The organism is Akkermansia muciniphila, assembly GCF_018709685.1.
In the GTDB taxonomy this organism is placed as follows: domain Bacteria; phylum Verrucomicrobiota; class Verrucomicrobiia; order Verrucomicrobiales; family Akkermansiaceae; genus Akkermansia; species Akkermansia muciniphila_E.
In genome coordinates this window covers 18,888-43,980 of the sequence record NZ_JABDHQ010000018.1, presented here as the reverse complement: position 1 = coordinate 43,980, position 25,093 = coordinate 18,888, and the positions used below count along the sequence as shown (strand labels likewise).

The window sequence follows — 25,093 nt, the reverse complement described above, 5'->3', positions numbered from 1 at the left end:
TCGCTACAAGACCTAAAAGGAAGAGGACAATAGACATGAAGAAAACACTGATAATTTTAACCGCGCTCGGAACCTTCGCCGTTTCTTCTGAAGCCGCGACTGTTTTTAATTATTACACTCCCGGCACAGACAATTACAACAGCGCCATTCATGGGTTCTATCTGGGGCTGGATTCTTCCGCCCTGGCTCCCGTGGCCGGTTCCGGCTCTCCCGCCTCCCTGTCCGGAGATGTCAGGCTGGACAGTTTTACTCTGCGCGGCCCCTCCAGCACTACGGGCATTAACGTCGCTTACGGTTTTCTAGTGCTGAATGCTTCCGACAATTCGGTCATCGGCCTGAGCACCAATATGGGGACCTCCGGCAACGGAGTCAATCTGACGTTCAATTTCTCTGCCGTGGACGGCTCCTCCCTGATTCTTGACGCCGGCACGACGTACCGCTACCTGACCGTAAGCCAGGCTGTAATGGACATCATCAACGGGGATACGTCAAAAACGTATTTGTATGCTGCGGGCGGGACAGGCGCCCCCACTTCCTCCACGGATGGGGATACTGTAACCATCAGCAACGGACTGACGGCTCCCGGTATCCGCGGCCATCATGACAGCGCGGGGGCTCCCGCTGATTCCATTGTCATCACAGGTGCTAACGGAACCAATACCTTCAACCAGTTATCCCCCATTTTTACGGAAATCCGCGGTGAGGTGGTTCCGGAACCCGCTACGGCCACGCTGGGCCTGCTGGGTCTGGCTGCGTTGCTGATGCGCCGCCGCAGGGCCTGAGCCCTGATGACAGGCAATTGACGGGTAAGGGCTGTTCTTATGGAACGGCCCTTATTTTTTACTCCCGTAGAGGGAAGGGCGGTAGCTTCACATAACGGCCCCTCATGCCGGCAGGGCATCTTCCAGCAATTTACAGGCCCGGAGCTCCTCCGCAGACATATTACGCGCCGTCCTGAGGCCCGGCGTTTCTGCGGGTACGAACCCGTGGCGCGGTGAACAGTAATACGGGCCCCGTAGAGCAGAATGGCGCGGCACCCCGTTTCACGCGCCTGTTTCCTGGCTTGGCTGATCATTGTTCTCCAATTCCCCGGCGCCGGTGTTCCGGAAGAACGGAAATGGGGCTCATGCCCAACGCCTTGCATTCCTTCCCGCCATCTGTCTTGATAACGGATTTACAGGGACGATGTTCCCGGACGGCAACTGCATCCCGTCCCGGGATGAAGGAGGGGCTGCGGCGCGTAACATGGAGCAGGCAATGCTCATTGCAGCCGGGGGAACAATGGCTCCGGAACGCTTCCCGCGTGATGTTCTCCGTCCGGCATAGTCTCTGTGGGCTGTTCCGTTCCTAATTCAATAGCCATGAAAGAGTTTTTTTACGGCTCTCCCTTGGAGAAGTTCCAGAGGCGGTGCATGGTGATGACGTCCGGAATGTTCAGGGGGCGCACCACGCGGAAGCCGATCATGCCGCCGTCCGTCAGGTACCAGATGCTTTTGGGGTTCTGGGGGTCCTGCCGGTTCCAGGCCGGGGAACTGGCGCGGCGCGCGGCGCTCCGCAGTCCCTCCGGGTCATCTTCCCACGAACCCCCGCGAACGGCGTGGGGAGCCTTGGGCGTGATGACCAGGGGGTCTTTCACGGATTGGCCGTTCCGCCTGGCGTAAGTATCCGGCATGTAGGAATCCAGAACCCATTCCGCCACGTTTCCGTGCATATCCCGCAGCCCCCACGCGTTTGGCTTTTTGGTCCCTGTTTTCTGGTAACGGTCGTTGGAATTGTCCCAGTACCAGGCGTACTGGTCCAGGGGGGCCTCCCCGTTTCCGTAGGAATAGGCGCCGGGGTTCCCCGCACGGCAGGCGTATTCCCATTCCGCCTCCGTGGGCAGGCGGTAGTAGTGCCCGGTCTGGGCGCTCAGCCATTCGCAGAATTTGCTGGCGGCATGGTGGGACATGGAGATGGCGGGCATGCCGTGTTCATAACCGTGGCCCATGCCCAGGTTCATGGCGGTGTACGGGGCCGTGGGCTGCGTAACGGAATCCCACAGTTCATCGTCCGGCTGTTCTTCCAAAAGCTGGCCGTCCCTGGCGCGGGGGCGTCCGTTTTCCATAAAGGCCGTATACAGCTCCCACGGAATTTCCATCTCCGAGATCCAGAAGGGGGAGACGGCCACTTCATGCCGGGGGCCTTCATCCGGCTTGCGGCCCGGTTCCTCCGCAGGGCTTCCCATCAGGAAAGTTCCCCCAGGAATGGCGATCATGCGCAGGGAGGCTCCCGCCGCGGGCACGGCTTCCGTGTAGGATTCAAAGAGGGCCGGAGTTCCGGAGGCTTCAATAAGCTGGTGGATCTGGCGCGTGGTGCCTACCAGCTCCCGGGAAGGAAGGTCGTCCGGAATGGGGAGGGCGGGGCCTGCGGCACGGTCCAGTTCACGTTTTTGGAGGGCGGAGCGGCTTTCTCCCCACTGCCGCGCGCTGGTAATGCGCGCGGCATCTTCCGTGGCCGGCCGGGGGGAATTGCCGTCACGGCACCCGGTCAGCAGGGCGCTTCCCCCCAGAAAGCAGGAAACAAGGAAAATGCCGCGCATGGGATGGTGGTGGGCCGGGGCCTTACATCGTCATGCCCCCGTCACAGGCGATGACCTGCCCGGTGATGTAGCGGGCATCGTCAGAGGCGAGGAAGGCCGTCAGGGCGGCGATGTCTTCCACGGAGCCCTGTTCCTTCAAGGGGATTTTCTTGACGATTTCTTCCTTGAGGTTGTCCGGAATGGCGTTGGACATTTCCGTGGAAATGAAGCCGGGGGCGATGGCGTTGCACGTCACCTTGCGCGGCGCGAATTCCAGGGCCAGGGATTTGCTGAAGCCAATCAGCCCTGCCTTGGAGGCGGCGTAGTTGGCCTGCCCGATGTTGCCCACGAGGCCGATGACGGAACTCATGTTGATGATGCGTCCGGCGGGGGATTTCATCAGCACGCGCTGCAGGGCCTTCACCGTATTGAACGCGCTTTTCAGGTTGGTATCCATGACGGCGTCCCAGTCTTCCTCCTTCATGCGGAGCATGAGGGAATCACGGGTGATGCCGGCGTTGTTCACCAGGATGTCGATCTGCGGGAAATCCTTCAGGATGGCGGAGACGGTCTCCTGAACGGCGGCGTAATTCGCCACGTCGCAGGGATAGGCCTTGCAGGAGTCCGGGAATTCCCTGTTGATTTCTTCTGCGGCTCCTCCGCAGCTGGACGGGCTGCGGCTGATCAGGATGACTTTGGCTCCTTCCGAAGCGAAGCGGCGGGCGATGGCATTGCCGATGCCACGGCCTGCCCCGGTAACGATGGCTGTTTTACCTGCTAACTTTTGCATGCTGCCCACAGTAAACCCGTTTTTCACGGTTCCGGCAAGCTTGAAATGGGAAACGGAGCGCCGGGTCCCGCACATGGAAAAGCAGTCCCGGGAGATGGCCCGGAATGGGATAAGGCTATTCGCCGTCCCTTGTTTCCCCGGGAGCGGGGGCGTCTTCATCCGGTTCCACGAGTTCACTGAATTCATCCGAGTTTTCAAGGATGTCCTTCAGCGCGGCAGAACCGTAATAGCGGGCTTCCAGCAGCCGCTTGCCCTCCTTCTCGCAGCGTTCGCTCAGCCTGTCCATCCGTTCCTCCATTTTTTCTGACAGGGCGTCCATTTTTTCCTTTTCCGCTTCGCTCAATTTCTCCCGGAAGTCCATGAGACGCTGAATGTCCTTCTGAATGCCTTGCAGCTTTTTGACGGCCTTGTCCCCACTTTCCTTGTCCTGTACGGCAGCCAGCGTCTGCTGGACGTCAATGGCTACGGAAAAGGCCTGGTTGAGGAGGGAATCCGCTGAAGGAGTTTTTTCCGCCGGGGCCGCGGGCGCGGGGGAGGCCGCCGGGGCAGCAGCCGTTTCACCAAAGGCGAGCGGAACTCCGGCCATCAGGGCGGAAGCCAGAACAGGGAGAAGGAAAGTCTTCATCCTGCCTTTTTAAGGCAGGATGAAACCCAAGGCAAGGAGAAAAGGATGCCTGAAAAGGGGGTGACGGTTATTCCGCCGTGATGCCGCCCTTCTCGTCGTCCAGAATGCCTGATTTTTCCAGGTAATAATCATAGCCGCCCGCGTAGGCGGTGATGGTTCCGCGGTTCACGTGCAGGGTTTTCTCCGCCAGGGAGCGGATGAAGTGCACGTCGTGGGAGATGAACACCAGGGTCCCTTCATAATGCTTCAGGGCCTGGACCAGGGCTTCCACGGACAGGAGGTCCAGGTGCGTGGTCGGTTCATCCATCAGCAGGAGGTTGGGCGGGTCCACCAGGAACTTGACCAGGCTGAGGCGTGATTTTTCACCACCGGAGAGCACGCTCACGCGTTTTTCCACGTCCAGCCTCCGGAACAGGAAGGAGCCCAGGATGGAACGGGCCTCTTCCTCGCGGATTTCAGCGTTGCACTTCATGATCTCCTCCAGAACGGTGTTTTCCGGGTTCAGGTTTTCCGTACGGGCCTGGGAGAAGTAGCCGATGCGCGTGGTGGTGCCGGGAGTGCGTTTGCCGGAGTCAATGGGGATAATGCCAGCCAGGATTTTCAGCAGGGTGGATTTGCCCGCGCCGTTGGGGCCCACCAGCACGGTGCGTTCTCCGCGTTCCACCAGAAGGTCCAGGTTTTTATAAACCTTGTGGTCGCCGTAGGACTGGCTGATTTTTTCCAGCTCCATGACCTTCTGAGTGCTGCGCGGCGGCTGGGGGAAGTTGAATTTGAATACTTTCCTGCGCGCCACGGGTTTCTGGATGACCTTCATCTTTTCCAGCTGCTTGATGCGGCTCTGCACCTGGCCGGCCTTGGAGTTGATGGAGCGGAAGCGGTCGATGAATTCCTGAATGTGCGCGATTTCCTTCTGCTGGTTGCGGTAGGCGGCCTGAAGCTGTTCAAAGCGCAGGTCCCGCTGTTTCAGGAAGTCCGAGTAGTTGCCGCGGTATTCCACCAGTTCCTCGTTGTCGATGTCGTACACGTTCTCCACCAGTTCATCCATGAAATCCCGGTCGTGGGAAATCATCAGGATGGCGCCGGGGTAGTTTTTCAGGTAGCGCTGGAACCACAGCAGGGAAAGGAGGTCCAGGTGGTTGGTCGGTTCGTCCAGCATCAGGAGGTCCGGTTCCAGGACCAGAAGCTTGGCCAGGTACGCGCGCATGATCCAGCCGCCGGACATTTCCCGCGCCGGGCGGTGGAAGTCGCTTTCACGGAAGGCCAGCCCCTTGAGGATTTTCTTGGCCTTGGGCTCCAGCTGGTAGCCGTTGGCTGCATTGAACGTGTCAATGGCTTCGGCGTACTCCGGCGTGTCCGTCTTGTTGGCGTTCTCAGCCGTGCGGATGACGTGGATGGCCCGTTCCATCTCCGGCGTGATGCCCATGGCTATTTCCAGCACGGTTTCATCCTTCGGTTCGCTGGCTTCCTGCGGAAGATAGCCCACCATGGCATATTCATCCATGTTGATGGTGCCTTCGTCCGGCGTATCCTCTCCCAGAATCATGCGGAACAGGGTGGATTTGCCTGCGCCGTTGGGGCCTACCAGGGCGACACGTTCCCCCCAGTTAATGGTCATTTCCGTTTCCCTGAACAGGGTGCGTCCTGCGTGTGATTTCGTGAGCTTTTTGATCGTCAGCATGGTGAAGAAGGGCGGCATTCTACCGGGCCGGAAAGGGGAAGGCAAGAGCTGTCAGGGCGTCAGCGGGCATTTTTGAAAGCTTTACTGGATTTTTACACGCAATCTGCTAGCCTTGCCGCGCTATGCCGACCATGCAGACATTCAGGCTTTTGCTTGCCGCCGCCCTTCTGTGCGGGTGGAGTTCCTGCTGTACTCCCCCGGATGAGGACTTTGTACAGAAACCTTACGTGCAGCGGCAGATGTCCGGCCTGGCCAATGACTTCCTGACCCTGCTTCCGCCGGAGAAAGCCGCCCTTCCCGCCGCGCGGGAGGAGGCCAAATGGCTGGCTGACACGGCCGTGGTCCAGTCCGCCGCCATTGCCCGGGAGAACAGGATTGTTCTGTTCGGCTGGCTGAACAACATCCTGGTTAACTCCAACGTGCGGGACCGCGGCCTCTGCTGGCAGGTCCAGCAGGATTTATACCGTGACATGCGCCGCCGCCCCGTGAAGTATTTCCGGGTGGGCCTGACCATCCGCGACCGTGGAACGGGCAGGGAGCACAGTTGCGTGTACGTAAACGCGGCCGGCGGGGGATTGCAGGATTCCATTGTTCTGGACGCCTGGAAGAACTGCGGCCACCTGGTGGTGCTGAAGCAGAAGGACCGGGAAGGCAGGAAATGGGAGGAAGACTGGCGGGAGCCTTTCGTATCCAAGGCATTCCCGGAAGGTCATTCCTACGGGATGGACCATCACCTGGTCTGGCCCGGCTGGGCCAAGAAGCGCCCGATGCTGATCCAGAGGATGTTCCAGTCCAGCCAGCAGGAAGAGGCTAAGTCTGCCAGCCCTGCGGCGGACGGCGGCAAACAGGCTGGCGGTTCCGGCGCGCAGGAGGCCGTTTAAAAGGGTCGGAGTTGATGAATGGAGCCGCCCGCATGGCGGCAAGGAACGGCGTATCCGGTAATTGTCCAGGTAACGCTATGCCCGTTTTTTACGGGAAATGCGGGTGAACCGGGAAACGACGGCTGAAAACCGGATTCAGGGCAAATAAAAACGCACTCAGTGCGTACACCGAGTGCGGATTAATTGGATGATTTGCTAATGTTGCAGGGCAAGCCCTGCTGCAAACTTACTTGCCCTTGGCCTGCACAACCGGAGCGGGAGCAGGAGCGGTGGTTTGCTGTTGCTGCTGCTGCTGGGAGCAAGAAGCAACCAGGCAAGCGGCGCCGGCGATGGCGAGGATAGCGATGTTCTTCATAATTCGAATTAAATACAGTGTTTGTTAACTACTGGAACCTCCGCATCCACGGAGGTTTGCTGGGACCAATGTAAATGGTGGCAAGTAGAAATCAAGAGATTTTCTTGTTCCATGTCACGGCATTACAGAAAAGAGCAGGACCCCCGGTTTCAGGAGCCCTGCTCTTTTTGAACCGTTATGGAAAACGGCCTGTTTTAAAACCGTTTTTTACGGTTATAATGTGGTGCCGAGTTCAATAATGGAGTAGTCGCCGTCCGGACGGCGGTATACGATCTGGAGCACGTCACGGCGCGCATTCCTATAGAGCACGAACGGCTTGTCGGAAAGTTCCAGTTCCATGATGGCTTCCTCCTTGTAAAGCTTCTTGAGATTGTAGCTTTCCCTGTGAATGAGCAGGGGTTCCGGGTCTTCCTTGGACTCTCCGGGATAATCCAGTACGGAATCGTCATACACCGTTTCATCCAGCTTGCGGATGGTTTCCTGGTGATGGGGGCGGTAATTTTTCATCAGGCGCGTCTTGTGCTTGCGCATGCGGCGCATGATTTTGGTGATCGTCTCATCAATGCAGGCGTACATGTCCGTCCCTTCCGTGGAAGCGTCAATGGTGATGTGGTCCGAGCAGAACAGGATCACCTGGGAAATCTTGCGGTCGCGTTGCACATCAAGCAATACTTTAACCTCCATAATGCGCGGGAAGTCCAGCCGGATCCCCTCAATTTTTTTCGTCACGAATTCCCGGATCGCGTCTGTGACTTCCACGTGACGGCCCGTGATCGTAATGGGTGTGTTTACGTTTACCTTTTGCATTGTCGTACCTCTTTCTAGTTGATGTTAATGCGCGGAACCCAGTCCGCACCTTTCAAGATATACTGATTTGACAATGTTTGTCGAGGAATCCTTTCTTTTTTTCCGTGTGCGGGGCAGGGGGGGGCTCTTGGTGCCACCCCGCGCTTGCGGAAGAGCGGCGCGCGCCCTACCTGTTGTGATCCAAGCCGCCGCAGGGGAAGTGCGTTTTTTCGCCGTCTTGCGCCGCCTCCGCAAAGCGTTCCCGGCGCTCTGTCATACGAGCGGCTGCACAAAATTTTTTATATGAAAATACTTGACATATTGCTGGAATAAGTTAAAACAATCCCGCACTCCTCTACGGATGCTCTCTAAATCGCGGGATGGAGCAGCCAGGTAGCTCGTCAGGCTCATAACCTGAAGGTCACAGGTTCAAATCCTGTTCCCGTAACCATTTGAAAGCCCTGCAAGTCAAAAGCTTGCAGGGCTTTTCCGTGTCCGCGCGCCGGACACGCTGCGGAAGTCCATTAAGAAGGTCATCCTTGAAAGGCAGGCCGGAACGAACAGGTATTTCTGGGACTGATGGAATACCGGCGCGCCATTACTTGCTTTCTTTGGCCTTGTGGCGATTACAGACAAAGAGTATGGTGCTGCAAGATAACCTGCACCATGGACGGCAAGATGAATGAAAACGGCCTCTGGCCGGCTTGAAACGATCGTTTGCCCTCCTCCCGTGCCGCCGTTCCGGCTGAATCATATTACATAAAACACTACAATAATGGGAAACTCAATTGACCATGGCATGTTCCGGAAGTCCGTTCTGCTGGCTTGCGGATTGTCCTTTTCCTTTTCCGGCCTGGCTCTTGCCGCATCAGGCGCGCAGGCACCGGAACAACAGGTCCAGGCCGTTGAAGGCGCCAGGAAAATCAATCCTGCCGCCGTGGAAGTGCTGCTTGGAAAAAATCAGCGGATGACGTTTGATTTTTACGGGGACAATGTTTTCCGGATTTTCCGGGACGACCAGGGCGGCATCATCCGGGACCCCAAGGCGGAACCGGAAGCTAAAATCCTGGTGGACAATCCGCGGAAACCGGTTTCCAGGCTGGACGTGGACCAGAAGGACGGCGTGATCACCATCACCACCGGCAAGATCAGGATTGAAATAGACAAGAAAACCTCCCTGTTCAAGATCATCAACCTGAAGGACCATTCCGTGGTGGTGGAGCAGGCGTCCCCCGTCCTTTTTGAGAAGGGTAAAACCAGCTTTTCCCTGAAGGCGAATCCGGATGAGTATTTCTACGGCGGCGGTGTGCAAAACGGCCGCTTTTCCCACAAGGGGAAGGTGATTTCCATTGAAAATCAGAACAGCTGGACGGACGGCGGCGTGGCCTCTCCCACTCCCTTTTACTGGTCCACCAACGGCTACGGCGTCATGTGGCATACCTTCAAGAAGGGCCAGTATGACTTCGGTTCCAAGGAAAAGAACCTGGTCAACCTCCAGCATGATGAAAACTATCTGGACGTCTTTTTCATGGTCAATGACGGGGCCGTCAGCCTGCTGGGGGATTTCTACCAGCTTACCGGCACGCCCGTGCTGCTGCCCAAGTTCGCCTTTTACCAGGGCCACCTGAATGCCTATAACCGTGACTATTGGAAGGAGGACGAGAAGGGCATCCTGTTTGAGGACGGCAAGCGGTACAAGGAAAGCCAGAAGGATAACGGCGGCACCAAGGAATCCCTGAACGGGGAAAAGGACAATTACCAGTTTTCCGCCCGGGCCGTGGTGGACCGCTACAAGGCCCATGACATGCCCCTGGGCTGGCTTCTGCCTAATGACGGCTACGGCGCCGGGTACGGACAGACGGATACGCTGGACGGCAACATCGCGAATTTGAAGAGCCTGGCGGACTACGCCAAGAAGAATGGCGTGGAGATCGGCCTGTGGACGCAGTCCGACCTGCACCCCAAGCCGGAAATCAGCGCCCTGCTCCAGCGTGACATCGTGAAGGAAGTGCGGGACGCCGGAGTGCGCGTGCTGAAGACGGACGTCGCCTGGGTGGGCGCGGGCTATTCCTTTGGCTTGAACGGCATTACGGACGTAGCTCAGATCATGACCTATTACGGGAACAACAGCCGTCCGTTCATCATCTCCCTGGACGGCTGGGCCGGGACCCAGCGTTATGCGGGCATCTGGTCCGGCGACCAGACGGGCGGCGTCTGGGAATACATCCGTTTCCACATCCCCACTTACATCGGGTCCGGACTTTCCGGCCAGCCGAACATCTGTTCCGACATGGACGGCATTTTCGGCGGGAAGAACGCGGTGGTGAACACCCGTGATTTCCAGTGGAAGACCTTCACCCCCATGGAGCTGAACATGGACGGCTGGGGGGCCAATGAAAAATATCCCCACGCCTTCGGTGAACCCTACACCTCCATCAACCGGTGGTACCTGAAGCTTAAGTCGGAACTTCTCCCGTACGCGTACAGCATTGCGGAGGAAGCCGTTTCCGGAAAGCCCATGATCCGGGCCATGTTCCTGGAGTACCCCAATCCCTATACCCTGGGGAAGGCCACGCAGTACCAGTTCATGTACGGCCCTTATTTCCTGGTGGCTCCCGTTTACCAGGAAACGCGGGCGGACAAGGAAGGGAATGACGTGCGCCACGGCATTTACCTGCCGGAAGGCCAGTGGATCGACTACTTCACCGGGGACCTGTACGAGGGTGGCAAGATTCACAATGATTTTAACGCTCCCCTGTGGAAACTGCCCGTGTTCGTGAAAAACGGAGCGATCATTCCCATGGCGAATCCGAACAACAACGTTGCGGAAATCAACCCGGACCTGCGCATTTACGAGCTTTACCCGCACGGGCATACCTCTTTCTCCACGTATGACGACGACGGCGTGACGGAGGAATACCGGGCCGGCAAGGGCGTGCGCACTCTGGTGGAATCCAGGGTGGACGACAAGAACAACGCGACCGTCACCGTTCATCCGGCGGTGGGGGATTTCACGGGCTTCCGGAAGAAGAAGGCCACGGAGTTCCGCGTGAACGTGACGGAGAAGCCGTCCAGGGTTTCCGCCAGGGTGGGGGAAAATGAGGTCAACTTGGCGGAAGCTAATTCCAGGGATGATTTCAATTCCCGCGAAAACGTGTATTTTTATGACCAGGCTCCCAGCCTGAACAGGTTTGCGACCAAGGGAAGCGATTTTGAGAAGAAAGTGATTGCCAAAAATCCGCAACTGCTGGTGAAGCTGGCCGCGGCGGATATTACGGCTGCCCCCGTCGTGCTTTCCGTGGAGGGCTTCCGCTTTGAACCCGCTGAAAAATACCGTGTCTCTTCCGGCGCCCTGGCCGCTCCCACGAATGCCAGGGTGACGGAGGAAAACGCGGCCGCATACACCCTGACTCCCTCATGGGATGCTGTTCCGAACGCGGATTTCTATGAAATCGAGTTCGGCGGAATGCTGTACACCACCATCAAGGGCACGGAATTCCTGTTTGAGGATTTGGAGGCTGAAACGTCCTATTCCTTCAACGTGCGCGCCGTCAACAAGGACGGCCATTCCGCCTGGACGTCCATCAGCGCGAAGACCAAGGCCAACCCGCTTGAGTTCGCCATTCCGGGTATCGAAGGTGAAACGAGCGTGGAAAACCAGGGCAATTCCCTGACGAAGCTCTTTGACTTCAAGGAAAAGGACACGTGGCACACGAAGTACAATGAGAAGGCCGTGCCGTTTGACCTGGTCCTGGACCTGAAGACCATCAACAAGCTTGATAAGTTCCACTACGTTCCCCGTGAGGACGGCGGCAACGGAACGCTTCTGAAGGGCTCCGTTTCCTACAGCATGGACCGGGAAAACTGGACGAAGGCCGGAACGTTCCAGTGGGACAAGAATGGCGAAGTGAAGATCTTCAACTTCAAGGACGCCCCCACGGCCCGCTACATCAAGCTGAATATCACGGAGGGCGTAGGCGACTACGGTTCCGGACGGGAAATCTACGTCTTCAAGGTTCCGGGCACGGAAAGCTACCTGCCGGGCGACATCAACAACGACGGCAAGATTGACCGGAATGACCTGACTTCCTACATCAACTACACGGGCTTGAGGAAGGGCGATTCCGACTTCGAGGGCTATATCAGCAACGGGGACATCAACAAGAATGGCCTCATTGACGCCTATGATATTTCCGTAGTGGCCACTCAGCTGGAGGACGAAGCCGACCAGCCGCAGGAGGAAGCCGCAGCGAAGGATGAAGATGCCGAAAAGAAAGACGGCGATGAAGACAAGGAAAAGGCCGCCGCGAAGGACCAGAAGAAGGCCCATGTGGACGGGAAGCTGGTGCTCAGCGCCGACAAGAAGAAATACGCCAAGGGAGACGCCGTCAAGGTGACCGTGAAGGGCAGGAACCTCCGCATGGTGAATGCGCTGAGCTTCGCCCTCCCTTATAATCCGCAGGATCTGGAGTTTGTGGGCGTGGAGGTCAAGGGCATGAAGAAGATGGAGAACCTGACGAACGACAGGCTCCATACGAACGGGACCAAGGCCCTGTATCCCACCTTCGTCAACATTGGAGACAAGGAGCCCCTTGAAGGTACCTCCGAGCTCTTTGTGCTGAAATTCAAGGCCCGCCGCGACGTGAAATTCCAGCCGAAGCTTACGGACGGCATGGTGGTGGATAAAAAGCTGAATACCAAGAAGCTGTAGCATGCTTACCGGTGCGGTCCCGTGTTCCGGTTGAAAGAGCCGGCGCATGGGGCCGACATCTCCCGGCGGGGCGTCCCGCGGCTTTCAGCGCCGCGCGGGCGCCCTTCCGCATGTTCCGGAGACGCGGGGTGACGCAATGAGGCTTCCTCCGCGGGCGGATGGCCCGTTTTTTGCTGGAGAGCCGTGCCTTTTCACGTATGTTGGGGGCGCCTGCCAGGCGCCCATGATGCCATGATTGGCCCCGGACTCATCTCCTTCTTCTGTTTTCTGATGACGGCCGCCCATTTTTTACGCGGCGGCGCGGATACGGGGGCCATTTTGTGCCTGGCGCTGGCGGTCCTGTCTTTTTCCGGGCGCGGCTGGCTCCGCAGGAGCGTAACATTCCTTCTGCTGGCCTCACTGGTTCTTTGGGGAGTGGAATTGGTCCATCTGGTGAGGCTGCGGATAGTGGCGGGGCTGCCGTTCGCGCGCCTGGGCGCCATTCTCCTGGGCGTCCTGCTGCTCCATGCCGGAGCCATTCTGTGGCGCAGGCGGGGGGAGAGGAATTTGTCCGCGCCGGAACTGGCGCGCAGCCGCGTGTTTTCCGCCTCTGTGGCGCTTCTCTTTGCGCTGGATGCGCTGGCTCCTTTCCCCCTTCTGCTGGGAGAGCGCGTGCTGCCATGGCAGGGCGTCAACGGAGTTGCGATTCTGCTTCTGGCGTGGTGGGGCGGCTATTGCGCGGAGAGCCTCCTGAATCCGCAGGCGTCTCCCCGCAGGCGGCGCGTGATGTGGACCGTGTTTGCCTCCGTCTTTTTCCTGCAATTCCTGCTGGGCGTCACGGTGGCTTCCTCCCTGCTGATGACGGGCAGGCTCCATCTTCCCGTGCCGTTCATGATGCTTTCCGGCCCGGTGTACCGGGGAGAGGGGATGTTCATGCTGGCGCTGTTCAGCGTGTCCGTGCTTCTGGTTGGAAGCGCCTGGTGCAGCCACCTGTGCTACTTCGGGGTTTGGGACTGCTTGTCCGCCACCTCTTCCCGCAGGAAGGGGCGCCCGGTGAAGGGCGGCAAAAGTTCCCGTGACTGGAGATGGGGTTTCCTGGCCGCGGCAGTGGGGCTCCCGTTCCTCCTGTCCGTTCTGGGCGTGCCGCTGGAATACGCCCTGGCGGCCGCGCTTGCCGCGGCGCTCGCGGCTCCCTTTGTCTGGAAGAGAAGCTCCGCAAACGGCGTGCGGGAATATTGCAGCAGGTTCTGCCCCATGGGCCTGGCGGCCAGTCTGCTGGGCAGGCTTTCCCCCTGGCGCATGCGTGTGGGGGAGACGTGCACCGGCTGCATGAAATGCGCCTCCGCCTGCCGTGACCTGGCCATCTCCCGTGAGGGAGGGGTTTGCCGTATTTCCCGCCGCTGCACCCTGTGCCGGGACTGCATTTCCCGGTGTTCCCATGGCGCGCTTGGCCTCGGCATGGCCGGGCCCTTTTCCTCCGTTCCGTCCGCGCGGGCGGACCTGTACTTTATAACGCTGATTTCCGTCATGCACGTGGTGTTTCTGGCCACGGCGAGAGTCTGACATCATTCAATCCGATCATGAGAGATACCTACACCCTGGAATACCCTTTTTGCGGGGGCTGGATGGAACCCGCCCAGTGGCACGCCATTCTGGAGGCCGTGGACGGCGGATGCCGCCTTGTTTCCTTCTCCACCCTGTCCATTCCCCTGGACGGGGTGGATGAGCGCGAATGCGTGCGGAAAGGCATGGCCCTGGCGGAGAAGCTTTCCCGCCTGGTCCCGTATGCGGAACAGGCCGTGGATGTGGGTTCTTCCCTTTGCTGGGGGGAAAACCGGGACGCATGGCTGCAATTTGCCGGAAAACTGAATCGGTTTTCCTCCCCCGTTTCCTTCCCTGCATATGAAATACGCAGGAACCGCGAATGCCTCTTTTCCTCGGATCCCAGGCCGGAAGAACGCTTCTCCGCCCTGCACAAGCGCGTCAGGATTTGCCTGGAAGAAGCCCCGCACCATGAATTCGGCCTGTTCTCCTGTGACCTGGGTTTTGCGGTCCCCAAAGGCGGCCATCCGGAAGGCGGCGTGCATTTGTTTGCCGGAGGCGGGGGCGGCATCCCCGCCGGCAGTCCGGCCCTGGCCCCGCGGGCCGCGTCATGGCTGGGACGGTATTCCCTGCCGGAAGCCCTGAAGGCGGCGGCGGTGCTGGCGGCCTTGAATGAACGGTTCGGGGAAACGGAGAACCCGCGCAAAAGGCGGTTGAAGTCCTTGTTCGCCACGCGTGGCCTGGACTGGGTGCGGAACGAATTGAAAAACGCCGGATTGTATCCGGGAGAAGGGGAGGAGCCGGAATTTTCCTCATCCGGGGAATGGAGCCGCAATGACTTCTACAACGGGCTGCTGGTGGCGCTCCCTTCCGGAAGCCTGGAGGATACGCCGGAATATGCGGTGGCGACGGCATTCCGGCGCGTGGCCCCCTTCCTGACGGCTCCGGTGCGCATCACGCCGCGCGGCAATCTCCGGCTTCATCCGGCGGACAGGTGCGTGGCGGAACGCATCAAGGCGCTGCTGCGCGGGTCCAGGCGCTTTTCTCCGCTCTCCATAGAGTCCTGTTCCTGCCGCGGCCTGCCCGGCTGCCGCCGCGCCCGTGCCGCTTCCTCCCTGATTCATCAGGAACTCAACGGCTGGCTGGAGGAAATCCTGCGTGAATTCGGGCTTGATGACGAGCCCGTGGTGTTCCGCATCTCCGGCTGCCCCAACGGCTGTTCCCGCCCCCTGTTTGCGGAGCTGGCCCTGGTGGGCCGGAGCGAAGGCGTTTACGACGTGTTTGCCGGAGGACGCGCCCAGGGCGACAGGACGGCGTTCCTGCTGCGCCGGGCCGTTCCCATCGGGAAGGTGCGGGAGCTGTTCCGGGAGATTTTCCGCCAGTTTGCCCTGGCCAAAAGGGAGAATGGGGCGTGGACGTTCGGGGAATGGGCCTTTGACCGTCTTCAGGCCGGGGAGGTGGGGCCGTGCTGCGCCCACCGTCCGGGAATTCCGCCGCAGGCGTGAATGTCGGCACGGCGTTGTGCCGCTCCACGGAGCGGGGGAAGCCGTTGTGTGGCGATTTTTGACGTGAAAATGGTTCAGGCGGTTTCCGGAGCGGGTATGGTGGGGAATTATGTCCCCAGCCTCTTTTTTCTGTGCCGCCTGTTTTGGCTGTGCCGTGGGTTCCGCGTGTGGCGCGGAAGGCTTTTCTTTCTGGAATGGAACGCGGGCTGCATCTGGAACATTCCGGCTCCGGACATTGAAAAAGGTGCGCATCGGGGAAGTGGCGCACAAAAAGGGAGGCCTGGCCCTTGATTGCGCGGACCCGGCGGAGGGCCATTTCATGCTGACGGTTGAATTGCTGAAGAGGCCGCCAGGGCTGATGAATTAGGTTTTCTCCCGCCGGATATGGGGGAAATTCAGGCCGTGGAACAGGGTTTCCACGGCCTGAATGCGTTGGTAAGGCTCGGTTTTCAGGGCCGTTCGGAAGAGAGGAATTTGGTTTCAGAAGGTCATTTCTGCTGTTCATTGATGAATTTATTGAGTATTTATAGTTTTTGTTATGATTTTTGAATGACCGTTAAATTTATTAAAGTCACTAAAAAAGATAGGGTCTGCTACGCTCCGGTCCCGGAGCCGGTAGAACAGGGGGACAAGCTGGAAATCATGGAAATGAAGGAGGGGGCCTTCTCTCCGCCGGCGGGCAGGGCGACTGCGGTTTCCCTATCCAGGAATCCCATGGTGTTCGTTAAAATGAATGACGGATTCCAGCGCATTCTGATGAAGCACATCCTGTATGTGGAGGCCGCAGGAAGCTACTGCACGCTGCATGTGCACGGCATGTCGTCCATTCTGGTATCCGCGCCGCTGGCGCGGGTGGCGGAACACCTGGACGGGGAATATTTCATCCGTGTGCATCGTTCCTACCTGGTTAACAAGCTGCATATAGAGTCCATTGCGGGTAATTTCCTCCAGGTGGGGAATGTCTCCATCCCCGTCAGCAAGTTCATGAAAAAGAAAGTGCTGGGAAGCCTGAACATGCTGTCGTTTTCCAAATAGCCGCCAGCCATGCCCCGCCGGCGCTCTGGGAAGGCGGAACGGGCCTTCCGGACAGGCGGGGTGGAAAAGGCGCCGGAATGGAACAATCATGACAACGTCGCCGGAAGGCGGCACATCATATTAACCTCAACCAGAAAATAAAATAATATGGCAATTGATAAATCAGCAGCCGACGTGGCGACTTCCTCCCTGCAGTCGCTGCCTTTCGGCAACATCATCGGCGGTCCCTTGGTCGCCTGTGTGGAAGCCCAGGCCCAGGCGGCCCGGACCTCCTGGGAGTTCATCCAGAATGTGGGCCTGTACACGGAGGGAGAAGAGAAGAAGACGGTGAACGTCTCCTTCCAGTTCATCAAGGACGGCCATATGGCCCAGATCACGGTCCCCCTTCTGACCATCGTCCCCATTCCTTACATCGCCATCAACTCCATTGACATCAACTTCAAGGCGAACATCAGCGCTTCCGCCGCCAGTACGGAAACGGAGAATTCCTCCAGCTCCGTAGACACCAGCGTTTCTGCCTCTGCAAATTGCTTCTGGGCGCGCGGCAGCATGAGCGCCAGTTATTCCAGCAAGAAGGACTCCTCCGCCACGAAGGACTCCAAGTACAGCGTGGAATACACGATGGACGTGGCCGTCCATGCCGGACAGGACAGCATGCCCGCCGGGATGGCCAAGGTGCTGGAAATGCTGAATAACAGCATTTCCGTAATATCCCCGGAAGGTTCCCTGGAAGTGCAGCATGCCATCCAGGACGACGGAACCGTGAAACTGATGACCTCCTACAAGAACAAGGAAGGCCTGTTTGATCCGGACGCCATCACTCTCCGGATAGGGGAAGCCACGGACCCGTTTGATAACGGTGCGGGGAATGAAGCCAAGATTGTGAAAACGGATTCCGGCAAGGAATACACGATTTCCAAGGAGGACGCCAGGAACTGCACGGTGAACGCCGGAGAACTCAAAAGGAAAGTGGCTGTAGGCGCCTGATAACCGGACCATAACGATTTCTCCTTCATCCCAGAGCCATGTCTCGTCTGAATCTGATTGTCGAATCCCTGCTGAGGGACATTATTGAAGCGCAGCATGCGGCAAACTGCCATGCGGCGGGGCTGGCGCGCCAGTACGGGAAGCATGGCGGTGTGCGTGGCTTCCAGCTTCCCAGCGCCCAGATAGGGTCCCTGGAATTCGATCTGAAGTATGCGGTGACGGGAACCTCCGGGGTGGAGGAGAAGCAGGTGCTGGATGCGGAGCAGTGCAGCCTGTTCCAGCAGGAACTGGCGGAGCGCGTGCCTGCGTACGCCATCCGTTCCATTGTGATGGCCGTGGTGCACTCCAATCTCCCGGCGGATGAGGTAAGAAGTGACTTTTCCTCCCTGCTTGCCAGGGAGGAACAGTGGAAAAGGAATTTCTGCCTCTACCTGGGAAAGAAGATCACTGCGGCCGTTTCAGGCCATGAGGGGGCCCTCCTGCGGGCGGACTCCGGACTGGACAAGGGATTGCTGGCGGAACTTCTGGCGGATGTGGCGGAGAAGGAATTCATGGACAATCCCGATCTGGCGGACCTGTTCCAGGGAGCGCAGGGCGACGCCCTCAGGCAGGAGTGCCGCACGAATCTACGGGAAGGCCTCTCCTCTTTCATTGACGTGCTTGCGGAAAAGTATGCGTTCACCCGGCAGGTAAGCAATGTGGTGGTGGACGTGGAGGTGGAGACGGAAAAGCTGAAAAAGATGCCGGAGAACTCCATCCAGACGCTGCACCTCAACATCGCGCCCGCCGCCGTTCCCGCCGTCCTGGCGGAGCAGAATGACGTCTCCGGACTGGCCGCGCAATAGTGATATTTATTATGAGTGATTCTACAAACAACAAGGTGAACGGGCACATCATGAGCCTGCAGCAGTTGATCTCGGCCCCGCTGGTCGCGACGATTGATGCGGACGCGATGTCCACGGAACGCTACATGAAGCATTTCATGTCCCTGGCTTTTGAGTCCTACAATCCCGCGGACGGTTCCACGGGGGCGTTAAGGCTCATCAGCTTTAATTTTACGGACAGCGACGCTTCCGGCGGCGCGGAGAAGAAAGTCAGCGTGCCGCTCATCAGCCTGGTGACGCTGCCTCTGCTGCAAATCAAGCAGGCGGACTTTGACTTTGACATCAACATCATTGACGCGGTTGCCTCCGCTCCGGATGAACGCTTTTCCCTGAACAAGGGCGAGGTGGATTCCTCCGCCGGGCAGGGGCAGGGTGACGGCCTGAACTTCCGGGCTTCCCTGGCGCCCCAGTCCGGCAGGGGGGGCGCCTCTTCCTCCCTGCAGGCGAACATGAAAATCCATGTAGCCATGCAGCAGGCGGACATGCCTTCCGGCCTGTCCCAATTCCTCCAGCTGACCTCCAGGCCGCATTATGAAGACTCTCCCTCCCAGGAGAAAAATAACTAATTGAAAGAAAAAACATGGACCAGAAAACCACTTATTCCTACCAGCGCACTCCGGGGCTTGACTGCCCCAAATGCGGTGTGTATTTCCCCACAACCATTCCGGACCTGTTGTCCGGCGGCATTGAATGCCCCCACTGCGGGCTGAAGCTTTCCATTGACCGGAAGTCTTCCGACCACGCCATGCAGGCCCTGGAAAAGTTCCAGGCTACCCTTGACAAACAGCTTCCTGCCGCCTCCCTGTCATGAAGAGACTGTTGATGATGCTGGCCGCCGTGCTCTGCATGGCTCTGCCTCCCCTTTCCCAGGCGGAGATGCAGCAGCGGGAGCCGGGCCAGCTGGCCGCCGCCTGGCAGGACGTGAAGAAGCAAATTTCAGGCGACGGCCAGACCATCCGTGTGAGGGACGGAGCCAGGGCGCTTGAGCTGCTGGGCGAACTGGGCGTTGTCTCCGTTCCGGAGGATGGCGTGAAGCTGTCCCGCGGCACCCTGACCATTATCGTCACGCGCGGGAAGAAGGAGGACGGGGTATTTTATGTGCTGACCGTCACGGAAGAGGACAGGACAAGGCGGGAAGTGAGGCTCGTTCCCTCCTCCTGATTCCCCGGAAAAGATGCGTCCCTTCCGGAGGGAAGGTTATTCGTTCTCAAAATCCCACACGCGGCGGCGGCCGTTTTTCTTCGTCCGTCCGCCGTTGGCCTTGCGGAAGGGGTCAAAAAGCGGGTCCAGCCCGTTACCCTTCAGTAGCAGGCACTGTTCCATCAGGCGGCCAAGTTTTCCCTTGGGAAAGCCCTTGGCCTGGAACCATGCCAGGTACTCCTGGGGCACGTCCATCAGCGGGCACCCCTGGGGCGGGTACTTGGCCGGGCCGTACATGCCGAAGGGGACGTGGGTCCGGGCGATTTCCTCCACCAGGTTTCTCAAATCTTCCGCGTCCGGTATTTTGGGATCGTTCATGGGTTTTGCAGGATGAATTGTTGAAGGCTTTCCGCCAGCCGTGCCGGAGCTTCCAGGGGGAGGCGGTGGCCGGCGTGGGGGATGATGACGGCTTGTTCCCCCGCCGCCCGGCGGGCCAGGGCGGCGAATTTGGGATCGCGCGCTCCGGCTATCCACAACTGGGGCACGGGGGACTGGCGCAGGAGCGGGGCCAGGTTTTTCTGCGCGCCTACGGACCAGTCAATAAACGCGCGGGAGATGGACTTGCGCCACGGTTTCAGGGAGGAGCGGTCAGGATTTCCCGCTTCTCCGCCAAACACGGCCTGCGCGTCCCATTCCTTTAAAAAATCCTCCCATGGGGCGGAAAGGCATTTGACGGCCCATTCCGCATCCTTTGCGCGGCGCGCGGCTTTTTCCGCTTCATCTTCCAGCCCGGGATGGGCGCTGACGAATACGGCGCCTTTCCAGAGGGGGGGATGGGCCAGAACGGCCTGCATGGCCAGCCTGCCTCCCAGGGAATAGCCGCAGAGCCAGGGATGCTTGTCCTGGGCGGCTATTTCAGAGCACAGCACGCGCCCCATGTCCTCCAGGCTCTTGGGGCAGCATTCCAGATACTTCCATAGATTCAGGGCGCGGGCCTCTATTCCTCCGGCGCGCAGGGCTTCCATGGCGGGCTTCCAGTCCGCCGGAGATCCCAGGTTGCCGTGCAGGAGCCAAAGCATGGTGAAAGCCCTTTCCTATTTCACGCCGTATCCGGCGAGGCCATTCATAAACATCTGGACGGAAATCATGATGAGCACCATGCCCATCATCCGTTCCAGGGCGATTGTTCCCTTTTCCCCCAGCAGGCGCAGGAACCTCTGCGCAATGAAAAGCACCACTCCGGAAAGGAGCCATGCCGTCACGATGGCCCCGGCGTAGGTCATCTGGGAAATGCTGTCCGGGCTCTGGGAAGCATGCAGCATGATGATGGCCAGGGAGGAAGGCCCGGCCATCAGGGGCATGGCGATGGGAACGATGAAAGGCTCGTCCTGGCCTGCCGTGCGTCCGGCGGAGGCAAGCATGTCCTTGGCCGGGAATACCATGCCCAGCGCCACGAGGAATAGCAGGATGCCTCCGGAAATATTCAGGGTGGCCGGTTCCAGCCCCAGCAGGTTCAGCAGGAATTTGCCGGAAAAGAAGAATAGCAGCAACAGGCTCAGCGCGAACACAAGTTCACGCATCAGAATGGCCTTCTGCCGGGCCGGAGAATACTTTTTCAGCATGCCCTGAACCATCGGAGCCAGTCCTACGGGATCAATGACGATGAACAGGAGAATAACGGTGGAAAGGAAATCCTGCATGGAATACGCCCGTTGTAAACGATACGGGCGTGTGCGTCAAAGAGAACCGCCGCCAGCGGAAATTTTCCCCGTTTGGCTGGCTGTTTTCTTCACCAGAGCCGGAACAGGGGCCTTACATCTGGAAAGCGGTTTAAGGATCCCGGCAGATTTTGTGTAGAATGCCATAGTATTTTTAAGGAGGCGGGGAACAGCTATTGAGGAATAACTCCTTTAGGGGATCGGCTTACTGGTTCAAAATCTTTTCTGGCCACATACTTTCTCCATATCCCCGGCTCTCCATATCCATCCCGGAAGCTTACTTCCAACTCGTACTTCTTTCCGTTGAAAAGACGTGGAAAAGGACCAAGATAGACTAACAATGAATACGCATCCTTGATGAGCACTTTATGTTTTTCTCCCGGTTGTAACGTAATGAAGTGTATGGAGTTAGCTCTTCGTTCAATTTGATACCCGGCTCCATACCAAGCTGTGGGTTTGTCCATCTTCTTCCCGTTTCCCGTTAAAAAAAAATCTTTATGAAAATATTCGGGCCATAATCCTTGAGGGGATAGAAGTCATCAAAAAGGCGCACGGTCTTTTCGCCCTTGTTCGTGAATACCAGCTTGAAGTCCGGGAAAGTCTCTCTTGCGTCAAACTTGGTCTTTTCCATCATCACGGAACATTCGATCCCGTTGCCCCATGCCGCAGCGTGGAGGGACAGGCTTGCCAGAAGTGCTAAATACCGGAAGATTTTTTTTCATCACAGCGCGAACTTGAATGTTGGCCGGAGAGTCCTATAAAACTACTAACCCGGAAAGGCACCTTTGGGTGATCTACACATCGTGTTAAAATCAGATCTTCCTACATACTTTCTCCGAACACCGGGTTCCGCCCATCCATCCCTGAAACTTACTTCAAGCTCGTACCTCTTTCCATTGCGAAGATGTTCGAAATACACCAGCAACAGGTAAGCGTCCTTGATAGGCACCTCATGCTTCTCACCGGGCTTTAACGTGATGAAGCGTATGGAGTCCGCTGCCCGTTCAATTTGATACCCGGCTCCATACCAAGCTATAGGATTTTCTGTTTTTCCTACTCTTTTCCCAAATCTCTTCCCGCCTTCCTTTTGCCATATTTCGATGTGGATATTGGGTCCATATCCTTTGATGGGATAGAAATCGTCGAAAAGGCGAACGGTCTTTTCGCCCTTGTTCGTGAACACTAGCTTGAAGTCCGGAAAAGCCTCTCTCGCGTCAAACAGGGTTTTTTCCATCACAACGGAGCATTCCACTCCGTTGTCAGCCGTATCCCCCCATGCTGCTGCATGGAGGGACAGGCAACCCAAAATTCCTAAATACCGGAAGATTTTTTTCATCACAGCGAGAGTTTGGCCGTCGCCCGGAGAGTCCCCAGGAAATGAGCTGGCTTCCACAAAGGAAAAATCCTCCCTCATCGAATATAAGCGAGGATATTTTAATCATTTGTTAAGGCTTAGTACAGAATTTTGTCTCTCCCTTGTATGTCCTGCGAACTCCCGGTTCGCCGCGCTCATCCATGTACTCCACTTCCAGCAAGTAGATTTCTCCCTTGGACAAACGCAGCGTCTCAGGGAGAAATTCCACCAGCAAGTAAACGTCCTTAATGGGGACTTCGTGTTTTTCTCCGGGCTTCAAGGTAATAAACCGGATGTCCTGAAACATCGGGTTAACGTGGTAGGCTCCTAGATACGAGCCAACTTCTTTCTTCTCCTTCCCTGTTTGCTGGCTCCAAAGTTTTATCATGATATGAGGACCTAAAGTTGGCTCAGGATAAAAACCATCATAAAGCCGGACCGGCTCTTTTCCCTTGTTGGTAAAAACGAGCGTAAAATCCCGTAGCCTGTCTCTTACGTCAAAGAAAGTTTTTTCCATCTTGATGGTGCATTCCAGGCCGTTGTCCGCCTGATCGCCCAGAGCGGCTCCGGCCAGCAACACGCCAACCAACAAATTGACGAAGAGACAGGCTTTGTTCATGATTTAATAAGGAAACATTCAGTTTTCTTCACCGTTGACCGGGGGAAGGAAACACACGGGTTCCGTTACTCCCGGCACCGTGACGTTCCGGGGAACCCGGGTCCAGCCGTTGGCATCCGCTAAAGCGATAACACTCCTGGTCGCTTCATTCAAGACTTTTTGCCCTGCACAATAAGGACGGCTGTTCGCATCATCCGGAAGTTTTTGGACATAGGCCCAGACTTCTTGTTGGAATTTCTTCTCCCAATCGGTAACGGCCTTCTTCATCGCTTCCAATGCCTGGTCCATATCCGGGTATTCCTTGCAGGAGACGCTTTCCTTTTCCAGTTCTTCCTGAACCTTTAAATGTTTCCAGTAAAACTGGTATGATTCCTTCCACTGCTGGCGGTGGTGTTCTTCATGAGCAATACTGGCTTCTTTGGTGCTCCAACCTAAAACACCTCCCCTGGCTTGTTCTCCGTTCATACACTCAACTGCTATGATGGCTTCCCCTTCCGTTGTCGGTGGATTGACAAGAGCGTCCCGATAGCCTCCCGTGCGAATCAGTATCTCAGTACCGCAGGAAACATGGGCAACCCGGAGCCTCCAAACATCGGCTACTTCATCCTTACACGCCGTAACAAAGATTTTGGGCATGATAGGCGTGGTGATGCAATCTCCCCCTTCATTGGAAAAAGTCGGTTCCTTTTCGTCAAATCCGATTTCCACCTCCTGGGATTCTTCACAGGTGATGGTGGCCTCTTTCACGATGGTCCACAATTTCATCTTTGGGGATGCTGAAAAGGTGCGCTTCATTGTCGAATTGCCGGAATAATCGCCTTCCTTGATGGGTTCCCTGTCCATCGTTACATTGAAGGCAATCGCATTGCCGCTGGTAGGAGAATATCCCTCATTGATGCACAGAAGAGTAACCTTGTAATAGCCCGCTTTCAGGTTTCTTGACCCGGTGGCCAGTTCCAGGCGTCCGTGAGGGGGAATACCATCTTTGACGCAGACTTCCTCACCCGCGATTTTGAGGAACCCCTTGTCGTCTGCTTCAAGGCCGAAATAGTAAAGGCCGTCCTCTTCCACCTTGATAAACATTTCCGGAGCTCCGGAGCAGGAAGCGTGTTCGCACTCCGAGCCGTCAAAGCGGCATTCCGTGGCTTCTACACCAAGCTTCTTGTCAATGAGAGGTTCACTTCCATCATAGATGCAAACGGGACCAACAGCCTTATTTAGAGGAATATAGTTATTCATTTTCCTGATCGTTTCTTGTTTCCGAACTAACGTTTAGTTCACCGGGAATCATGAAGAGTTCCTGGGCCAGCAACAAGACGCCTCATACGTGATGAGAGGGAAGATATCAACCGGTTTATATAAAAATTGGCGGATGCTATCCAGCACCCGCCAAGTTAAGTTCCAGTAGTTTGGATGTGTTCCGGATCTTCCTGTGCCTGGGTGCTCCGGGTTCCTGAAAAAGAAACCCGAATTGCCCTGCGGGGAGTTTTCCCGGTCGCCGGGCATGCAGAATGCTCCCGTTTCCGGAGTTACAGAAGGAGGTCCTGGATGTTGTCCGAGGAGATGACGCCCGTTTCCGTGGAGGACAGCACGCAGAGGGCGTCCACCAGGTTTTCCTGGCCCAGGGCAAGCCCGGCTTCTTCCACCAGCACATCGTCAATGTTCATGGTGGCGAAGGACATGGGAGCCGTTTCCGGAGCAGAGGGTTCCATCAGGGCGGCAATGCCGATGACGGCTGCCACCAGGGCCGCAGCGGCGGCCCCCCAGATGTGGAAGGAGTGCCGCTTGAAGTGGAGGATGGATTCCACCGGAACGGCAGGGACGTTTTCTTCCCCGGCAATACGCATCATGACCTTGCGGGCAAAATCATCCCCCGGCGCAGGCTGGGAGGCATGGCCCAGAATCTGCCAGAGTTTTGTATCGTCCTGTTCGTTCATTGTGGTATTT

Annotated in this window: 25 protein-coding genes and 1 tRNA gene; 12 read left to right on the top strand and 14 right to left on the bottom strand. The window is 57.5% G+C overall.

Annotation, left to right across the window (positions count from 1 at the left end):
- The first annotated feature begins 35 nt into the window (after positions 1 to 35).
- Positions 36 to 782: a PEP-CTERM sorting domain-containing protein gene (locus HHJ06_RS10460; RefSeq protein WP_215429511.1), complete on the top strand. Its 747-nt coding sequence runs from the start codon at positions 36 to 38 to the stop codon at positions 780 to 782.
- A 593-nt stretch (positions 783 to 1,375) separates the two neighbouring features.
- Here HHJ06_RS10460 and HHJ06_RS10455 read toward each other — a convergent pair.
- The 4 genes from HHJ06_RS10455 to HHJ06_RS10440 all read right to left on the bottom strand — a co-directional run bounded on the left by HHJ06_RS10455 (position 1,376) and on the right by HHJ06_RS10440 (position 5,650).
- Complete coding sequence (locus tag HHJ06_RS10455) at positions 1,376 to 2,578, bottom strand: formylglycine-generating enzyme family protein (RefSeq protein WP_215429509.1); 1,203 nt, start codon at positions 2,576 to 2,578, stop codon at positions 1,376 to 1,378.
- A gap of 22 nt (positions 2,579 to 2,600) precedes the next feature.
- Complete coding sequence (fabG, locus tag HHJ06_RS10450) at positions 2,601 to 3,347, bottom strand: 3-oxoacyl-[acyl-carrier-protein] reductase (protein WP_215429506.1); 747 nt, start codon at positions 3,345 to 3,347, stop codon at positions 2,601 to 2,603.
- A 115-nt stretch (positions 3,348 to 3,462) separates the two neighbouring features.
- Positions 3,463 to 3,972: a hypothetical protein gene (locus tag HHJ06_RS10445; protein WP_215429504.1), complete on the bottom strand. Its 510-nt coding sequence runs from the start codon at positions 3,970 to 3,972 to the stop codon at positions 3,463 to 3,465.
- A gap of 67 nt (positions 3,973 to 4,039) precedes the next feature.
- Positions 4,040 to 5,650 carry an ABC-F family ATP-binding cassette domain-containing protein gene (locus HHJ06_RS10440; RefSeq protein WP_215429502.1) on the bottom strand — a complete coding sequence of 537 codons (1,611 nt, stop codon included), beginning with the start codon at positions 5,648 to 5,650 and terminating at the stop codon, positions 4,040 to 4,042.
- Positions 5,651 to 5,781: 131 nt separating this feature from the next.
- Between HHJ06_RS10440 and HHJ06_RS10435 the strand changes: the two genes are divergently transcribed.
- Positions 5,782 to 6,531: a hypothetical protein gene (locus HHJ06_RS10435; protein ID WP_215429499.1), complete on the top strand. Its 750-nt coding sequence runs from the start codon at positions 5,782 to 5,784 to the stop codon at positions 6,529 to 6,531.
- A gap of 226 nt (positions 6,532 to 6,757) precedes the next feature.
- Here HHJ06_RS10435 and HHJ06_RS11890 read toward each other — a convergent pair whose 3' ends face one another.
- Both HHJ06_RS11890 and hpf read right to left on the bottom strand, forming a co-directional pair.
- On the bottom strand, positions 6,758 to 6,886 hold the full coding sequence (locus HHJ06_RS11890) for a hypothetical protein (protein WP_012420041.1): 129 nt from the start codon (positions 6,884 to 6,886) through the stop codon (positions 6,758 to 6,760).
- A 213-nt stretch (positions 6,887 to 7,099) separates the two neighbouring features.
- A complete protein-coding gene (gene hpf / locus HHJ06_RS10430; RefSeq protein WP_102715099.1) occupies positions 7,100 to 7,693 on the bottom strand; it encodes a ribosome hibernation-promoting factor, HPF/YfiA family in 594 nt (197 codons plus the stop codon).
- A gap of 353 nt (positions 7,694 to 8,046) precedes the next feature.
- Here hpf and HHJ06_RS10425 point away from each other — a divergent pair.
- The 10 genes from HHJ06_RS10425 to HHJ06_RS10380 all read left to right on the top strand — a co-directional run bounded on the left by HHJ06_RS10425 (position 8,047) and on the right by HHJ06_RS10380 (position 19,476).
- Positions 8,047 to 8,123, top strand: a tRNA-Met gene (locus HHJ06_RS10425).
- Positions 8,124 to 8,447: 324 nt separating this feature from the next.
- On the top strand, positions 8,448 to 12,383 hold the full coding sequence (locus HHJ06_RS10420) for a TIM-barrel domain-containing protein (RefSeq protein ID WP_215429497.1): 3,936 nt from the start codon (positions 8,448 to 8,450) through the stop codon (positions 12,381 to 12,383).
- Between the two features lie 231 nt (positions 12,384 to 12,614).
- Positions 12,615 to 13,925, top strand: coding sequence for a 4Fe-4S binding protein (locus HHJ06_RS10415; RefSeq protein WP_215429495.1), 1,311 nt, complete (start codon positions 12,615 to 12,617; stop codon positions 13,923 to 13,925).
- 17 nt (positions 13,926 to 13,942) lie between these two features.
- A complete protein-coding gene (locus HHJ06_RS10410; RefSeq protein ID WP_215429493.1) occupies positions 13,943 to 15,409 on the top strand; it encodes a hypothetical protein in 1,467 nt (488 codons plus the stop codon).
- A gap of 549 nt (positions 15,410 to 15,958) precedes the next feature.
- Positions 15,959 to 16,444, top strand: coding sequence for a LytR/AlgR family response regulator transcription factor (locus HHJ06_RS10405; RefSeq protein WP_215429491.1), 486 nt, complete (start codon positions 15,959 to 15,961; stop codon positions 16,442 to 16,444).
- Positions 16,445 to 16,591: 147 nt separating this feature from the next.
- A complete protein-coding gene (locus HHJ06_RS10400; RefSeq protein WP_215429489.1) occupies positions 16,592 to 17,431 on the top strand; it encodes a DUF2589 domain-containing protein in 840 nt (279 codons plus the stop codon).
- 38 nt (positions 17,432 to 17,469) lie between these two features.
- Positions 17,470 to 18,276 (top strand): hypothetical protein, encoded by an 807-nt coding sequence (locus tag HHJ06_RS10395; RefSeq protein WP_215429487.1) that lies wholly within the window; start codon positions 17,470 to 17,472, stop codon positions 18,274 to 18,276.
- 11 nt (positions 18,277 to 18,287) lie between these two features.
- Complete coding sequence (locus tag HHJ06_RS10390) at positions 18,288 to 18,881, top strand: DUF2589 domain-containing protein (protein WP_215429485.1); 594 nt, start codon at positions 18,288 to 18,290, stop codon at positions 18,879 to 18,881.
- Positions 18,882 to 18,895: 14 nt separating this feature from the next.
- Positions 18,896 to 19,126: a hypothetical protein gene (locus HHJ06_RS10385; protein ID WP_215429483.1), complete on the top strand. Its 231-nt coding sequence runs from the start codon at positions 18,896 to 18,898 to the stop codon at positions 19,124 to 19,126.
- On the top strand, positions 19,123 to 19,476 hold the full coding sequence (locus HHJ06_RS10380) for a hypothetical protein (protein ID WP_215429481.1): 354 nt from the start codon (positions 19,123 to 19,125) through the stop codon (positions 19,474 to 19,476). Before HHJ06_RS10385 ends, HHJ06_RS10380 begins: the two co-directional genes overlap by 4 nt.
- Before the next feature lie 36 nt (positions 19,477 to 19,512).
- Here HHJ06_RS10380 and HHJ06_RS10375 read toward each other — a convergent pair whose 3' ends face one another.
- The 8 genes from HHJ06_RS10375 to HHJ06_RS10340 all read right to left on the bottom strand — a co-directional run bounded on the left by HHJ06_RS10375 (position 19,513) and on the right by HHJ06_RS10340 (position 25,083).
- Complete coding sequence (locus HHJ06_RS10375; protein WP_215429479.1) at positions 19,513 to 19,833, bottom strand: DUF3820 family protein; 321 nt, start codon at positions 19,831 to 19,833, stop codon at positions 19,513 to 19,515.
- On the bottom strand, positions 19,830 to 20,534 hold the full coding sequence (locus tag HHJ06_RS10370; RefSeq protein WP_215429477.1) for an alpha/beta fold hydrolase: 705 nt from the start codon (positions 20,532 to 20,534) through the stop codon (positions 19,830 to 19,832). The genes HHJ06_RS10375 and HHJ06_RS10370 overlap by 4 nt, the downstream gene beginning before the upstream one ends.
- Positions 20,535 to 20,549: 15 nt before the next feature.
- Positions 20,550 to 21,155 (bottom strand): MarC family protein, encoded by a 606-nt coding sequence (locus HHJ06_RS10365; protein WP_215429474.1) that lies wholly within the window; start codon positions 21,153 to 21,155, stop codon positions 20,550 to 20,552.
- A gap of 191 nt (positions 21,156 to 21,346) precedes the next feature.
- Complete coding sequence (locus tag HHJ06_RS11810) at positions 21,347 to 21,637, bottom strand: hypothetical protein (RefSeq protein ID WP_251841499.1); 291 nt, start codon at positions 21,635 to 21,637, stop codon at positions 21,347 to 21,349.
- Between the two features lie 302 nt (positions 21,638 to 21,939).
- Positions 21,940 to 22,587: a hypothetical protein gene (locus HHJ06_RS10355; RefSeq protein ID WP_251841498.1), complete on the bottom strand. Its 648-nt coding sequence runs from the start codon at positions 22,585 to 22,587 to the stop codon at positions 21,940 to 21,942.
- A gap of 31 nt (positions 22,588 to 22,618) precedes the next feature.
- Positions 22,619 to 23,146 carry a hypothetical protein gene (locus tag HHJ06_RS10350; RefSeq protein WP_215429473.1) on the bottom strand — a complete coding sequence of 176 codons (528 nt, stop codon included), beginning with the start codon at positions 23,144 to 23,146 and terminating at the stop codon, positions 22,619 to 22,621.
- An 18-nt stretch (positions 23,147 to 23,164) separates the two neighbouring features.
- Entirely contained in the window at positions 23,165 to 24,385 is a 1,221-nt protein-coding gene (locus tag HHJ06_RS10345; RefSeq protein WP_215429470.1) for a hypothetical protein, read from the bottom strand.
- Between the two features lie 290 nt (positions 24,386 to 24,675).
- Complete coding sequence (locus HHJ06_RS10340; RefSeq protein ID WP_215429468.1) at positions 24,676 to 25,083, bottom strand: hypothetical protein; 408 nt, start codon at positions 25,081 to 25,083, stop codon at positions 24,676 to 24,678.
- Positions 25,084 to 25,093 lie beyond the last annotated feature (10 nt).